The sequence below is a fragment of the Ensifer sp. ENS10 genome (assembly GCF_014852025.1).
Lineage (GTDB): Bacteria > Pseudomonadota > Alphaproteobacteria > Rhizobiales > Rhizobiaceae > Ensifer.
In genome coordinates this window covers 507,407-522,151 of the sequence record NZ_JACVAS010000003.1, presented here as the reverse complement: position 1 = coordinate 522,151, position 14,745 = coordinate 507,407, and the positions used below count along the sequence as shown (strand labels likewise).

At 64.3% G+C, this 14,745-nt stretch carries 9 protein-coding genes; 4 read left to right on the top strand and 5 right to left on the bottom strand.

From position 1 onward, the window contains the following. Positions 1-9 precede the first annotated feature (9 nt). Complete coding sequence (locus tag IB265_RS15570; RefSeq protein WP_057249214.1) at positions 10-831, bottom strand: IclR family transcriptional regulator; 822 nt, start codon at positions 829-831, stop codon at positions 10-12. A 170-nt stretch (positions 832-1,001) separates the two neighbouring features. On the opposite strand from IB265_RS15570, the gene gcl reads away from it, so the two are divergent. The 4 genes from gcl to IB265_RS15550 all read left to right on the top strand — a co-directional run bounded on the left by gcl (position 1,002) and on the right by IB265_RS15550 (position 6,058). After that, a complete protein-coding gene (gene gcl, locus IB265_RS15565; RefSeq protein WP_057249213.1) occupies positions 1,002-2,789 on the top strand; it encodes a glyoxylate carboligase in 1,788 nt (595 codons plus the stop codon). Positions 2,790-2,854: 65 nt separating this feature from the next. Then, positions 2,855-3,670 (top strand): hydroxypyruvate isomerase, encoded by an 816-nt coding sequence (hyi, locus tag IB265_RS15560; RefSeq protein WP_113132683.1) that lies wholly within the window; start codon positions 2,855-2,857, stop codon positions 3,668-3,670. A gap of 5 nt (positions 3,671-3,675) precedes the next feature. Continuing rightward, entirely contained in the window at positions 3,676-4,560 is an 885-nt protein-coding gene (glxR, locus tag IB265_RS15555) for a 2-hydroxy-3-oxopropionate reductase (protein ID WP_057249211.1), read from the top strand. Between the two features lie 229 nt (positions 4,561-4,789). After that, a complete protein-coding gene (locus IB265_RS15550) occupies positions 4,790-6,058 on the top strand; it encodes a glycerate kinase (protein WP_113132682.1) in 1,269 nt (422 codons plus the stop codon). Positions 6,059-6,090: 32 nt separating this feature from the next. Here the strand turns inward: IB265_RS15550 and hpaH are convergent, their stop codons facing one another. The 4 genes from hpaH to IB265_RS15530 all read right to left on the bottom strand — a co-directional run bounded on the left by hpaH (position 6,091) and on the right by IB265_RS15530 (position 14,707). Continuing rightward, positions 6,091-6,894 (bottom strand): 2-oxo-hept-4-ene-1,7-dioate hydratase, encoded by an 804-nt coding sequence (gene hpaH / locus IB265_RS15545; RefSeq protein WP_057249209.1) that lies wholly within the window; start codon positions 6,892-6,894, stop codon positions 6,091-6,093. A gap of 75 nt (positions 6,895-6,969) precedes the next feature. Beyond that, positions 6,970-7,107, bottom strand: a complete 138-nt coding sequence (locus IB265_RS15540; protein ID WP_244495562.1) for a hypothetical protein — start codon at positions 7,105-7,107, stop codon at positions 6,970-6,972. Between the two features lie 53 nt (positions 7,108-7,160). Continuing rightward, positions 7,161-9,242, bottom strand: coding sequence for a penicillin-binding protein 1C (gene pbpC, locus IB265_RS15535; protein ID WP_192494878.1), 2,082 nt, complete (start codon positions 9,240-9,242; stop codon positions 7,161-7,163). An 8-nt stretch (positions 9,243-9,250) separates the two neighbouring features. Continuing rightward, positions 9,251-14,707: an alpha-2-macroglobulin family protein gene (locus IB265_RS15530; RefSeq protein ID WP_210334503.1), complete on the bottom strand. Its 5,457-nt coding sequence runs from the start codon at positions 14,705-14,707 to the stop codon at positions 9,251-9,253. Between the last annotated feature and the right edge of the window lie 38 nt (positions 14,708-14,745).

Genomic DNA, 14,745 nt, shown 5'->3' with positions numbered 1-14,745 from the left:
TTCTCGTGCTTACAGGTCTTCCGGTCGTTTGCCACCCATTGCCCTCGTCAGGGCGTCGGCGCGTTCGCGCACGATGGGGCCGAAGGTCGAAAGCTTCTGGTCGCTGACGCGGACGGACGGGCCGGAGATCGAGATGCCGGCGATGGTTTCGCCATATTCGTTGAAGATTGGTGCTGCGACACAGCGCATGCCGAGCGTGTGCTCCTCATCGTCGACGGACCAGCCGCGGTGACGGATTTCCTGGATGTCCTTCAAGAGCGCCGACAGCGTGTCGCGGGTCTTGTCGGTGAAATGCGCGAGTTCACGGCCACCGAGCAGCTGAGCGATCTCCTTGTCCGACCAGGTCGAAAGGATCGCCTTGCCGATGCCGGAGGCATGAACCGGACCACGGCGGCCGGGGCGGAAGAAGGCGCGCATCGGCGCGTGGCTTTCGACCTGCGAGATGAAAACGACATCGCCGCCTTCCTCGATGCCGATATTCGCCGTTTCGCCGCTTTCCTCCATGAGGCCCTTGAGGAAGGGGCGGCTGATCGTTCCGAGCTTGCGGAAGCGCAGATAGGCGTTGCCGATCTCGAAGGCCTTGAGGCCGACGGTCCAGGCGCCGGTGTCCGGGTCGTTCATTACCATGCCGTGGCCGGCCAGTGTCGTCAGCAGACGATGCACTGTGGATGGCGGCATGCCGGTCTGGTCGGCAAGCTGGGTCAGGGTCGAGCCGTCCTCCTCGGCGACCACCGTCAGAAGAGCAAGGCTGCGATCGAGCACCTGTACGGATGACGGTGCTGCATTCTCGCCCGCCTTGCGTCCGCGTTTTCCCCTGCCGTTGCCATCCATCGAAGCCTCTCTGCAAATCACGTCTCTCGCCATCATCCTCTATCAGGCCACGGAGGGATTTTCTCCGAATTGTTGAAAATCTTTATTTCCACATGATGGAAATGATTTCCATTTATGTGTTGCGTATCGAAAATTATGGATTATGTTTTCAGGAAATAGGAGGAAATCCCATGGCTAAGATGCGTGCCGTTGACGCGGCTGTTTATGTTCTGGAGAAGGAAGGCATCGACTGTGCCTTCGGCGTACCTGGCGCCGCCATCAACCCGTTCTATTCGGCTCTGAAGGCCCGCGGTTCCGTCCGCCACATTCTCGCCCGCCACGTCGAGGGTGCCTCGCATATGGCCGAAGGTTATACCCGCGCCAAGCATGGCAATATCGGCGTCTGCATCGGCACGTCGGGCCCGGCCGGCACAGACATGATCACCGGCCTCTATTCGGCTTCAGCGGATTCGATCCCGATCCTCTGCATCACTGGGCAGGCGCCGCGCGCCCGGCTCGACAAGGAAGACTTCCAGGCTGTCGATATTGCGAAGATCGCCGCACCCGTCACCAAGTGGGCGGTTACCGTCATGGAGCCGGCGCTGGTTCCCTTCGTCTTCCAGAAGGCTTTCCACATCATGCGCTCCGGCCGTCCCGGCCCGGTGCTGATCGACCTGCCGGTCGACGTCCAGCTCGCCGAGATCGAGTTCGATCCGGACACCTATCAGCCGCTTGAGCCCTATAAGCCGAAAGCGACGCGTGCCCAGGCCGAGAAGGCCCTGGCCATGCTGAACGAGGCGGAGCGTCCGCTGATCGTCGCCGGCGGCGGCATCGTCAACGCCGACGCCTCGGACCTCTTGACCGAATTCGCCGAGATCACCGGCATTCCTGTCATCCCGACGCTGATGGGCTGGGGCACGATCCCCGACGACCATCCGCTGATGGCCGGCATGTGCGGCCTGCAGACCTCGCACCGCTATGGCAACGCCAACATGCTCGCTTCCGACTTCGTTCTCGGTGTCGGCAACCGTTGGGCCAATCGCCACACCGGCAACGTTCCGACCTATACGGAAGGCCGCAAGTTCGTTCACGTCGATATCGAGCCGACCCAGATCGGTCGTGTCTTCGCCCCTGATTTCGGTATCGTCTCGGATGCCGGCGCTGCGCTGAAACTCTTCCTCGACGTCGCGACGGAGTGGAAGACGGCCGGCAAGCTGCGCGATTGGTCCGCCTGGGCGGAAGAGTGCCGCGAGCGCAAGCGCACCATGCTGCGCAAGACGCACTTCGACCAGACGCCGCTCAAGCCCCAGCGCGTTTACGAGGAGATGAACAAGGCCTTCGGCCGCGACACCTGCTACGTCTCGACCATCGGTCTCAGCCAGATCGCCGGTGCGCAGTTCCTGCACGTCTACAAGCCGCGCAACTGGATCAACTGCGGCCAGGCTGGCCCGCTCGGTTGGACTTTGCCAGCGGCTCTCGGCGTTCGCGCCGCTGATCCGGACCGGCCGATCGTTGCGCTTTCCGGCGACTACGACTTCCAGTTCCTGATCGAGGAACTGGCGGTCGGCGCCCAGCACAAGCTGCCTTACCTGCATGTGGTCGTGAACAATTCCTATCTCGGCCTCATCCGCCAGGCGCAGCGCGGCTTCAACATGGACTTCGAGGTCAGCCTTGCCTTCGACAACATCAATGCCTCGGGCGATGCAGAGAAGGGGTACGGCGTCGACCACGTCGCGGTTGCCGAGGGCCTCGGCTGCAAGGCGATCCGGGTGCGCAGCCCGAACGAGTTCCAGGAGGCCTTTGATCGGGCACGGGCGCTGATGGACGAGCACCAGGTTCCCGTCGTCATCGAGTTCATCCTCGAGCGCGTCACCAACATCTCCATGGGCGCAGACATCAATGCCGTCGTCGAGTTCGAGGAATTGGCGATCCGCGGCGAAGACGTGCCGACCGCAATCACGGCCGCCCTGCTCGACTGAGCAAAATGCGGGCGGTTTTCCGCCCGCATCCCGATCCAAAGACAAACACAAGGAGGAGACATCGCATGGCGAAGTTCGCTGCGAACCTGACAATGCTGTTCAACGAGGTGCCGTTCCTCGATCGTTTCGCCCTTGCTGCCAAGGCCGGCTTCGAAGGCGTGGAATATCTGTTTCCCTACGAATTTGAGAAGGTGAGCCTGCGCGCCGAGCTTCAGCGCCACGGCCTGACCCAGGTTCTGCACAACCTGCCGGCCGGCGATTGGGCCCGCGGCGAACGCGGCATCGCCATCCTGCCCGACCGGGTTGACGAATTCCGCAAGGGTGTCGCAAGCGCCATCGATTACGCGACGGCGCTCGATTGCAAGCAGGTGAATTGCCTAGTCGGCATCGCGCCGGATGGCGTGTCCGACAGCATCCTGCGCACGACGCTGGTTGCGAACCTGAAGCTCGCCGCGGCTGAACTCGGCAAGCATGGCATTCGCCTGCTGATCGAGCCGATCAACCGCTTCGACATTCCGGGCTTCCACCTGAACACGGTGGGCCAGGCCGCTTCGATCATCGAGGAAGTCGGCAGCGACAACCTCTTCATCCAGTACGACCTCTACCACCAGCAGCGCACCGAGGGTGAACTGGTCGGCACCTACAAGCGCTTTGCCAACCGCATCGCCCATGTTCAGCTTGCCGATAGTCCCGGCCGCAACGAACCCGGCACCGGCGAGATCAACTATCCCTTCGTCTTCGACGCACTGGAAGAGGCCGGCTACGACGGCTGGATCGGCTGCGAATACAAGCCGCGCACCACCACGGCCGATGGCCTTAGCTGGCTCGGCACCGAGCGCCAGCGCACCCAATCTGCAGACATCATCAAGATCAGGAGCTAAGCACCATGGCAACAATCGGTTTCATTGGACTGGGTATCATGGGCACGCCGATGGCGCGCCACTTGCAGGATGCCGGCCACACCATCGTCACCTCGAAGTTCGTCATTCCGCCGCGCCAGGAACTGCTCGACAACGGTTTGAAATTCGTCGAAACGCCGAAGGCGCTCGCCGAGACCGTCGACACGATCATCCTGATGCTGCCGGACACGCCTGAGGTCAAGGACGTCCTCTTCGGCGAAAACGGCGTTGCTTACGGCCTTTCCAAGGGCAAGCTCGTCATCGACATGAGCTCGATCTCGCCGATCGAGACGAAGGAATTCGCCAAGAAGGTTCGCGAAACCGGCGCCGAATATATCGACGCTCCGGTCTCCGGCGGCGAAGTCGGCGCCAAGAACGCCTCGCTCTCGATCATGGCCGGCGGCGCCCAGGAAAGCTTCGACCGCGCCCTGCCGCTCCTGCAGCTGATGGGCAAGAACATCACCCTCGTTGGTGACTGCGGCGACGGCCAGGTCACCAAGGTTGCCAACCAGATCATCGTCGCGCTGACGATCGAAGCGGTTTCGGAAGCGCTTGTCTTCGCGTCCAAGGCCGGCGCCGACCCGGCACGTGTTCGCGAGGCGCTGATGGGCGGCTTTGCTTCCTCGCGTATTCTCGAGGTACACGGCGAGCGCATGATCAAGCGCACCTTCGACCCGGGCTTCCGCATCTCGCTGCACCAGAAGGACCTGAACCTGGCTCTCCAGGGCGCAAAGTCGCTCGGCATCTCGCTGCCAAACACGGCAGCAACGCAGGAGCTCTTCAACAACTGCGCCGCCAACGGCGACAGCGGTCTCGATCACTCGGGTCTCGTGCGCGCGCTGGAGCGCATGGCGAACCACCAGGTCGCCTAGCGCAATTCCCGGAAAAGTGTGAAGCGGTTTTCCGTTCGGAATTGCGCCGCTTCAAAAGCGCAAGGCATGAAATGCACATGATCCGTCTGGCGTCCCATTGTGCCGGGCCGGTCATGTGTCCGGGCGGCGGTTGGAGGAACCGCCGCCCGAGACATCATCAAGCAATTCCAGGAAAAGTGTGAAGCGGTTTTCCGCCCGGAAATTGCGTAAGTGCTCTAAGGGGAGACAAATGCCAGCCATCACCGACCCACGCCGCTTCCTGGAAACGCTGTTCACCTCGGCCGTTGCCGCGGCTGACCCGGAAAAGGTGATTGCGGCCAATCTGCCGGAGCGGCCGAAGGGGCGCACGGTGGTCGTCGGCGCCGGCAAGGGCGCGGCGCAGATGGCGGCCGCCTTCGAGCGCCATTGGGATGGCCCGCTTTCTGGCGTGGTCGTCACCCGCTATGGCTACGCTGCCCCTTGCGAGAAGATCGAGGTGCTTGAAGCATCGCATCCACTCCCCGATGAAAACGGTTTACTTGCCTCGAAGCGTTTGCTCATCGAAGTCAGCGGGCTGACGGAGGACGACCTCGTCGTGGCGCTCGTCTGCGGCGGTGGCTCGGCGCTTCTGCCTTCGCCTCCGCCCGGCCTGGCGCTGGAAGACGAGATTGCCGTCAACCGGGCACTGCTTGCCTCCGGTGCGCCGATCAGCGCCATGAACGCCGTGCGCAAGCACGTCTCGATGATCAAGGGCGGCAGGCTTGCCGCCGCCGCCTATCCGGCAAAGGTCGTCTCGCTGATCGTCTCCGATATTCCAGGCGACGATCCGGCGCTGGTCGCTTCCGGCCCCACGCTTGCCGATGCGAGCACTCGCGAGGATGCGCTGACGCTGATCGAGCGCTACAGCCTGGATTTGCCCGCCAATGTCATGGCTTGGATAAAAAGCCCGAATAGCGCCGCGCCGTCGCCTGACGATCTGCGCTTTGCCCGAAACGAAGTCCGGCTCATCGCGTCCGCGTCGGTCTCGCTCGAGGCTGCGGCTACCGAGGCGCGTGCCGCGGGCATTGAAGCGATCATTCTTTCCGATGCGATCGAGGGCGAGGCGCGCGATGTTGGCGGCGTGCACGCGGCGATCGCCCGTGAGGTTGCCGGTCGCGGCCGGCCGTTTACCAAGCCTGTCGTCGTTCTCTCGGGTGGAGAGACGACGGTGACGATCCGCGGGAAGGGCAAGGGTGGCCGCAACAGCGAGTTTCTGCTGGCGCTGGCGCTCGGCATCGATGGCGCCAACGGTGTCTCGGCGCTTGCCGCCGATACCGACGGCATTGACGGCTCTGAGGACAATGCCGGCGCCTTTGCCGATGATACGACCATCGCCCGGCTCGTCGCCCAACGGCTCGATGCGGCAGCGCTGCTGCAGAAGAACGACAGCTGGACGGCGTTTAATGCGCTCGGCGATCTCTTCAAGCCGGGGCCGACCGGCACCAATGTGAATGATTTCCGCGCCATCCTGGTGCAGTGAAACGGGCGTGTGCGTAGCCAGCCACGTTCGCGCTACGCGAAGTGGCAGCTCACCGAGCCATAGGCACCGAAATCGGCGACGATCGTGTCGCCGCTCTTGGCCTCGAGCGTGCGGATGAAAGAGCCTGAGAGGACGATCTGACCGGGCTCGATTGCATCGCCGCATTGCGCAAGCCGGTTGGCAAGCCAGGCGATGCCGCGGGCCGGATGGTTGAGGACGCCGGCCGCAAGCCCCGTCTCCTCGATCACCGCATTGCGCGAGACGATAGCGCCCATCCAGCGCATGTCGACCCTATCCGGACGTACGGCGCGACCGCCGAGGATGAGGCCGCCATTGGCGGCATTGTCAGAGATCGCATCGACGAGGGTTCGCGCCTTCTTGCTTTTCGGATCCGTGCGGACGATGCGGCTGTCGAGGATTTCCAGCGCCGGCATCACATAGTCCGTGGCGTTCAGCACCTGGACGATATTGACGCGCGGACCCTTCAGCCCGGCCTTCATCACGAAGGCGATCTCGGCTTCGACCCGTGGTTGAATGAAGCGGTCGGCCGGAATGCTTGCGCCATCATCGAACAGCATGTTGTCGAAGAGTACGCCGGAATCCGGCGTGTCGATGCCGAGTGCCTGCTGCATGGCGTTGGACGTCAGGCCGATTTTCCAGCCGATGATGCGGTGGCCGTCGTCGCGCTTGCGCCTGACCAAGGCCGCCTGGATCGCATAGGCGTCGTCGACAGTCATGTCGGGATGTTTGAGCGACAGAAGCCCGATCTGTTTTCGATCCTGCTCTGCCTGATGCAGGCTTTCGGCAGCCTTGGCGATCTCGGTTGCATTCAGCATGGTCCGGCCCCTCCACTCCAGCGTGTCTCACGATACACCAAGGTAGCCACGCGGGCACCGGTCGTCTTGTGATAGTCAGATCGGCTGGCTCGCCAGCATCAGGCCAAGGCCGATGAGGATCGAGCCGCAAGCGCGGGGCACCAGGTGGCCGGCGCCACCAGCCAGCCGCCCGAGCGTGAAGGAAGCGAGGAACACGGCGGCGACATCGGCCACCGCGGCAGTACTGGCTGCAAATCCCGAGGATGGCGTGCGTGAACGGAGCGCCGCTACTCGATAAAGACGCGCACGCTGGCGGCGCGGCCGACCGCGTCGATGACGGTGAGTGTCGAATAGCCGACCCCATCCGGCTGCCATTGTGTCACGCGGCGCCGGGTCAGCTCAGGGAGAGGCCGGCCATTGGCGAGCCAGCGGAATGGCGCTCGTCCGCCTTGCAGTTTGAGCGTCAGCGGCGAAATTGCCTGATGATCCATCCCAAGTTCGACGCGCGCGCCTTCGGGCGGGAAGACGATCTGCGGCGCCGGTTCGCGCGCTGAAGCGTTGACGAGGCCGCTAGCGGTCAGCGAGAAGCGGCGCTGGCTGATCGGCAGTTCCGCTTGCGAAATGCGGATCGCGCCGGCAGGAGCATCCGGTAGCGGGGTTATGCCGAAGCCTGACTTGGCGAAGCCTTCGAAGAGAATGGGGGCGGCACTGCCATAGCCGGTGAGGCCCGGTACGGCACCGTTGTCGGGACGGCCGACCCAGACACCGAGCACGTGGCGGCCGTCATAGCCGACCGACCAGGCGTCGCGGTAGCCGTAGCTGGTGCCGGTCTTGTAGGCGATGCCGCGCTGGCGGCTGCCCGTCGGCGGCAACACGCCCGAGAGCGCATCGGAAACATTCCAGACGGCGACGGGGGAAAGTAAGGGTTCGGCCTCGATCAGGCCGGCCTTGCCATCGATGCCGTCGCCAAGACGAAGGGGGAAGCCGCGATTGGCAAGTGCTGCATAAAGCTGGACGATATCGCGCAGCGAAAGTCCGACGCCGCCAAGGCCAATGGCAAGTCCGGGCGCTTCGCCTGCCGGCAGCCCCGGTTTAACCTCGGCGCGGCGGAAGCGCATCATCAGCTCAGCCGGGCCGACCGCATCGAGAAGGCGGATCGCCGGCACGTTCAAGGAGAGTTGCAGCGCCTCGCGCACGCTGACATCGCCCTGATAGCTCATGTCGAAGTTGCGCGGCCGATAGCCGAAGAAGTCCGCCGGCCGATCCTCGATGATCGTTTCCTGGCTGACGAGCCCCTCTTCGAAGGCGAGGCCGTAGATGAACGGCTTGAGGGTGGAACCCGGCGAGCGCGTGATGCGGGTCATGTCGATCCAACCGGAGCGGCTCGCATCGAAATAGTCGGCCGATCCGACCGAAGCGACGATCTCGCCGGTTTTGGCATCGGCCATCATCATGGCGACCGAAACCTTCGGCCCCAGCTTGGCAGCGCCCTCCCTTGCCACGGTTTCGAGGTTGCGCTGGACGGCGAGGCGCAAAGTCGTCTGATGCCGGGCCGCGTGCGGGTCCTTGCGCAACGCGCGCTCGGCGAGATGGGCGGCATAGGACGGCAGCTGTAGGCGGCGCGAGGGGACAGATGTCGCGATTGCGCGCTCGGCTTCGCCGTCCCCGATGACGTCAGCGACGGCGAGACGCGTCAGCACCCGCTCGCGGGCAGCGACTGCCGCGGCATGATTGCGATCCGGCCGGCGCTTTTCCGGCAATTGCGGCAGGGCGACGAGCAGCGCTGCCTCGCCGGCCGTCAGCCGCTTCGGCTCCTTGCCGAGCCAGGCGAGGCTTGCGGCGCGCACACCCTCGATGTTGCCGCCATAGGGCGCGTGGGTGAGGTAGAGGTTGAGGATCTGGTCCTTCGATAGGCGCCTTTCGATCTGGATAGCGCGGGCGATCTGCAGGAGCTTGGCGGTGACTGAGCGCTGCGCGCGCGGCTCGATCAGGCGTGCGACTTGCATCGAGAGTGTCGAGGCGCCTGAGACGATCCGGCCGTTGCTGACGAATTGCAGAGCAGCGCGGCCGAGCGCGAGGAAATCGACGCCCGAATGCTCCTGGAAGCGCTGGTCCTCATAGGCGATCAGCATCTCAAGAAACTGCGGATCGACATCGTCGACCGTCGTCTTCAACCGCCAGAGACCTTCCGGTGTTGCGAAGGCGCGCAGCAACTGCCCGTTGGCATCGTCCACCTCACGTGAGACGACGCCAGCCTCCGCAAGTGGGGGCGGAAAGGCCTCGTCGGCCTTCTCGATCGCAAAGCCCGTCAGCCCCGTCAGCAGCAGGCAGACGGGCAAGGCGATCAGCAGTTTGCGCCCAATCGACATGGTCGTGCCTATTGTGCCGCCTGAACCTCCATGCGCCCGGTGGCAGTGCGGGCCGAAAGCTGCGGCCGGTACATATCCTCGACGGAGGCAGCCGGATGGTCGTAAACGCCTGGGGTCACGGCACGCACCACATAGGCGAGCGTGACTTCGCGCCCCGCACCCGTGCTTCGGTCCAGCGCCGCGACGAAGCGGTCGTTGCGGAACTCCGTATGCGTCGCGGTGATTTCGCCGAGCCACTCGAAGTTGCTGAGCTGGGCGCTGTCGACGAGGCTCGGATTGTCGATCTGGAAGCCGGCCGGCAACAGGTCGGTGACGAGCACGCGCGACGGCCAGTCGTTGGCTTCCGTCACTTTCAGTACGACGACATAGCGCTGGTTCTGTCGCGCTTCCATGACGTTCGCCTCGGCGCCATCGAGCGTGTAGTAGGTACGCTCGATGGTGAAACCGTCGCCGCCGGCCGAAAGCGGCTGGGCAGGTGCGGCGACCGTGGTGACGACGGCCGAGACCGGATCGGCGCCCTGGTTGCGGATCACGATCGGATGGGTCGTAAGCGCGTCGCCGGTCATCTGGGCGGCATAGCTGCCAGTCTTCGATGCGCCATTGACCTCCAGTGCCATATCCTCGTCGCCGTTCTGGATGGCGCGGGCGGCAAGCAGCATCCAGGCCTGTTCCTGGGTGCTGGTGTAAGTCTTCTGCTCCCATTCGCGCGCGACGATCTTCGACAGCTCGGGAACGATCGGCGGCACCGGACGGCTTTCGGCGGCGAGCGCCAGCACCGCCGCGTTGTCACGCAGCGACGAGCCGTAATCGGAGCGCGACAGGCTGACATTGATGAGGCCGGTCGACATGTTCGCCGCCTTGGCAAAGGTATCCTGCGACCCCTGGGCGTCGCCATAGAGTGCCAGCGCCGCGGCGATATGCGCCTTGGCGAGCGGCGTCGGGAAGTCGTCGATCAGCGTGTTGGCGTAGTAGCGCAGGTCGTTGATCGCCGCCTTGCGATTGCGGGCGAGCACGTAGAGCGCATAGGCGATCTCGTTGCCGCGATCCTTGGCATTGGTGTCGTAGCTGACGCCGTTCTGCAGGTTTTCGAGCGCCTGGACCATCGCGGCCTCCGGCACGTCGTATTTCTGTTCGCGGGCGCGGGTCAGGAAGTCGGTGACATAAGCATCGAGCCAGAGGTCGCCATAACCCGGCCCCCAGAGGCCGAAGCTGCCCGACGACGATTGATAGGAAAGGACGCGATAGATCGCCTCCTGCACCCGTTTCGTCACGCCTTCGTCGTCGGTGAGACCGGACTGCTTGGCGAGCTCGCTGAGATAGAGCAGCGGCAGTGCGCGGCTCGTCGTCTGCTCGGCGCAGCCATAGGGGTAGCGATCGAGCGTCATCAGCAGCGCCGGCATATCGAAGGCGGCCGAACGCGTGACGCTGAGGTTGACCGAGGCGCCCTGCAGAATGCTGTCGGCGAGCAACTGCCCGTCGACGGTCAGGCTGCTTCCCGGCGCGATCGCGACGACCTGTCGCTGGGTCACCGGCAGGGTGGCCGGACGCACGAGCAGATCGAGCGACTGTTCCAGCGAAAGGCCGTTCGCACCGGTCAGTGCCACCGTGACGACGCCGTTGCCGGGGTATTGCCCGACCACCGGCAAGGTGATGGAGGAACGGCCGCCCTGTTCCAGGGTCACCGTGTTGCCGGTGCCCGGTTGTTCGACCGTGGCGGGACCGCTGGTCGTGACATGGATCTGGTAGTCGCCGGCCGGTGCATCGGTGTTGGCGATGTCGAGCCTCAGTTCCGACCGGTCTCCCGGCGCCAGGAACCGCGGCAGGCTGGCGGTGACGACGACCGGATCGCGGATCACCACGTCGCGCGTGGCGTGGCCGACGCCGGATTTCGTCCAGGCAACGGCCATCAGCCGCGCCGTTCCGTTGAACTGCGGGATGTCGAAGCTGACGGTCGCCTTGCCGTCGCCGTCGAGCTGCATCGGACCTTCGAAGAAAGCGACCAGCTTTTCCGTGGGCGGGCTGCCCTGAAGAGCGACCTGTCCGCCGTCACCGCCGGTGCGCAACCGCCCGGTGGCGCCAAGCGAGCCGTCGATCAGGCGGCCGTAGAGGTCGCGGATCTCGAGGCCTAGCTGCCGCTGGCCGAAGTACCAGGCTTCCGGATCTGGCGCCTCGTAACGCGTGAGATTGAGGATGCCGACGTCGACCGCGGCGATCGTCACATAGGCTTCCTCGTTGGCACCGGCACCGGCAACCTGAAGGCTGATGTCGAGTGCCTTACGCGGTTCCATTTTTTCCGGTGCATCGAGTGTGACCGCGAGCTTGCGCTCGGCCGGATCGACCGAGAGCCATTTGATGCCGATCGAGCGCATCGGCATGCGGCTTTCCTGCGCATCGCCCGGCCGGTAGAGCGTCGCCGTCACATAGGCGCCGGCGCCCCAGGCTTCGGTAACCGGCAGCTCGACTTCGCCGCCTTCCGCGGCAATCGATGCGGTCTGGGTGGTGATCAGGTTCTCCGTGCCGACAGTGACCAGCAGTTCACCGGCAAAGCGCGGCGAGACCTTGAGCTTGGCCGTGTCTCCGACCGCGTATTTCTCCTTGTCGAGCGCGATCTCCAGGCCGTCGGGCGTTTCGGTCGAGGTGGCAGCGACATACCAGCCGGCGTCGAACTCGACGCTCGACGTCGGACCGTCGATCGAGGCTGTCTCGACCTCCAGGCGATAGCGCCCCCAACCAACCGGCACGGCGATTTCGCCGCCGTCTTCCGTCAGGTCGACGCTGCCGTTTGCCACCTGCTTGGTGGTGACGACAGGCTCGTATTTCCAGGCGCTGCCGTCACGGTACCAGTGATAATTGCGCTCGACGCTGATGAGTTTCCACAAGGCCCCGGGCATGGCGATCTTGCTGCCGCTCGGATCGACGGCGATGACACGGAACTTGCCGACGGAATTTTCGGCGAGTTCGCCTTCGAATTCCGGCTTGATCCCGAGCATCGGGCCTTCGGCGCGCACGGGCAGTTTCAGCGAACGTTCGACGGCGCGGCCGCCGGCCTCGCGCATGCGGACGGTGACGGTCGCGTCGAGCAGTTGCGTGGTCGAGGGCACTTCATCGATGAGGACGTCGAAGCTGGATTTACCTTCCTCGTCGAGCGGTGAAAGTTCCTCAAGCGGCAGGCGCGTGTCTTCGCTCGCCTCTTCGTCGGCGAGGCCGAAGGAATAGCCCTTGAAGGCGGCACTTTCGCGCGTCGGCTTGATCGTCACTTCGCCTTCGAGCTCGAGGCCGGCCGCGGGCGCGCCGTAGAGATAGCGTCCGTCGACAGCGACGCTTGCCGTCTCGCCGACAGCGATTTCCTTTGCGTCGCTCGTCAGGTCGAATTCGGTACGATCGGGCACGAAGTCGTCGACCAGGAATTGCTTTTCGCCGATCGCCGGGGATTTCGGATCGGTGAAGATCTGCATCGTCCAGGTGCCGCGCATGGCGTTGGCCTGGGTGTCGAGATCGAGCGTATGGCCGCCGAGCTTACCGCCGGAACTCGTCATGCGGCGATATTCGACGCCGTCGGGACGGAGGAAGACGAAGGTCAGCGGCAGGTTCTCGATCGCCATGCCGTCGACGTCGCGGGCAAGCGCTGCGGCATGCACCGTCTCGCCGGCGCGGTAGATGCCGCGCTCGGTCCAGGCGAGAATGTCGATGGCGCCGGGCGCGGCGCGGCCGGTAACGCCGCGATCGGAAAGGTCGAAGCCGGCGCGGCTCATGTCGAGGAAGACGTAATCGTCTTCGCCGTTCTTGGCGGTGATGACAGCAGGGGTCAGCCCGGCCGTGCCGCGGATCAGACCCGCCGTGAAGGTAACGCGGCCATCGCTATCGCTGGTCGCCGTGCCAAGAATCTCGTTGTTCTTGGCGACGAGCTGCAGCTCAACGCCTTCGATCGGTTCTGCCGAGGCGAGCGAGCGAACGAAGACGTTCAGCCCGTCGGTGCCGGCATAGGTGGAAACGCCGATATCGGAAACGACGAACCATTGCGTCGCGCGCGCATCCCATTCCTGGCTGACGCCGGTGGTCGGGGCTGCGGTTAGAACGTAGACGCCGGGCTTGCGCTCAGGCAGCGCCTCGTCGACCGGGAAGCTGGTGACAACCTCCTTGTTGACGTCACGCGCGATGTCGATCGTGCCCTGCCATACGAGTTCGCCGCTTTCGTCCTCAATGCGCTGGGCGCTGTAGCCGTCGAGCTGGGTCAGGAACTGCGAGCTCTGCAGCACCTGGGCGATGCTGCGATCGCCGACGCGGTAGAGCTTGAGTTTGGCGCTGTCGGTATTGACTGATACGAGGGGGATGCCGCGGCGTGCGGTCGAGGGCAGCACGAAGCTGTCGCCGGTGAAGCGCACCATCTGGGCGCGGTCAGCGACATAGATGTCGAGGGTGATGGGCGCTTCCAGCACCTCGTCGACCGTGGATGGCAGGCCGGTCCTGAGCGTCAGTTTGTAACGCTCGCCATGCGAAAGTCCCTCGACGCAGATCTGGTCGCCCTTGGCTTCGAGCGCTTTTGGCGCCGCACCGTTGACGGTGACGAAGGAGGCATAGTCGGCGCCGCTCTTCAGAAGCTGTTCGGAGAACTGCACGCAGGCGCGGGGCGTTGCTGCGTCCGAGTCGATCGTATGCTCGACCACGCGGAAGCCCTTGCGCTGCTTGAGATCGAGATAGGCCGCCTCGACCGATTTCGCCTTCACCAGCTCCAGGCTCGCCTTGTAGGCGTCCAGTGCGGCGCGGAAGTTTTCAGCGCCTTCGAGCGATTTCGCCATGACGGCGAGCGCATGGGCGCGGCTCTCGGTCGTGCGCGTGAGTTCATAACCGTTGATTGCGGCGATCGCCGCTTGCATCGAGACGGCCGAATTGTTGGTGATGCGGTTGGCCGTGCGGGCTGTCTCAAGCCAAAGCTCGGCGTCGTCGGGCGTGATCGCCAGCGCACCCTGGAACGCCTTCAGGGCGTTCTCGATATTGCCCATGCCGGCCTGGCCGCGCGCCATGTCGAGGAGCGTATTGACGCCCATCCCCTGCTGGTCGTCGGCAAGGGTGAGGTTGGCCTTGGTGTTGCGGGCGTCCTGCAGGATCTGATCCGACAGGAATTTCAGCCGCGGCGGTGCGCCGATATCGGCTTCGGCGGCCTGCGGCTGCACGATCTTGCCGGCGATCGCGCCCGGGAAGGAATTCAGCTGATTGTAATCGGACTTGAGGAAGCACCACTTCACCTTGGGATTGTAGGTGAAGGCGCGGCAGGACTGATCGGCGATACAGGTCTGCTGGCACTCATCGAGCGAGACGTTTTGCTCGGTCCTAAGATCGAAACCGAAATAGTCGCCATCCTGCGTGATCTCGACTTGGCGACCGGTCTCCTGCGCAGCGGCGGGACTTCCGATGGTCAAAAGAGACAAAAGTAGGGTGGAAAGGCCGAAAAACGCGCGCACAGACATCAAGTCCTCCCAACGCTGCCGGTCTCGATAGGGGCTTC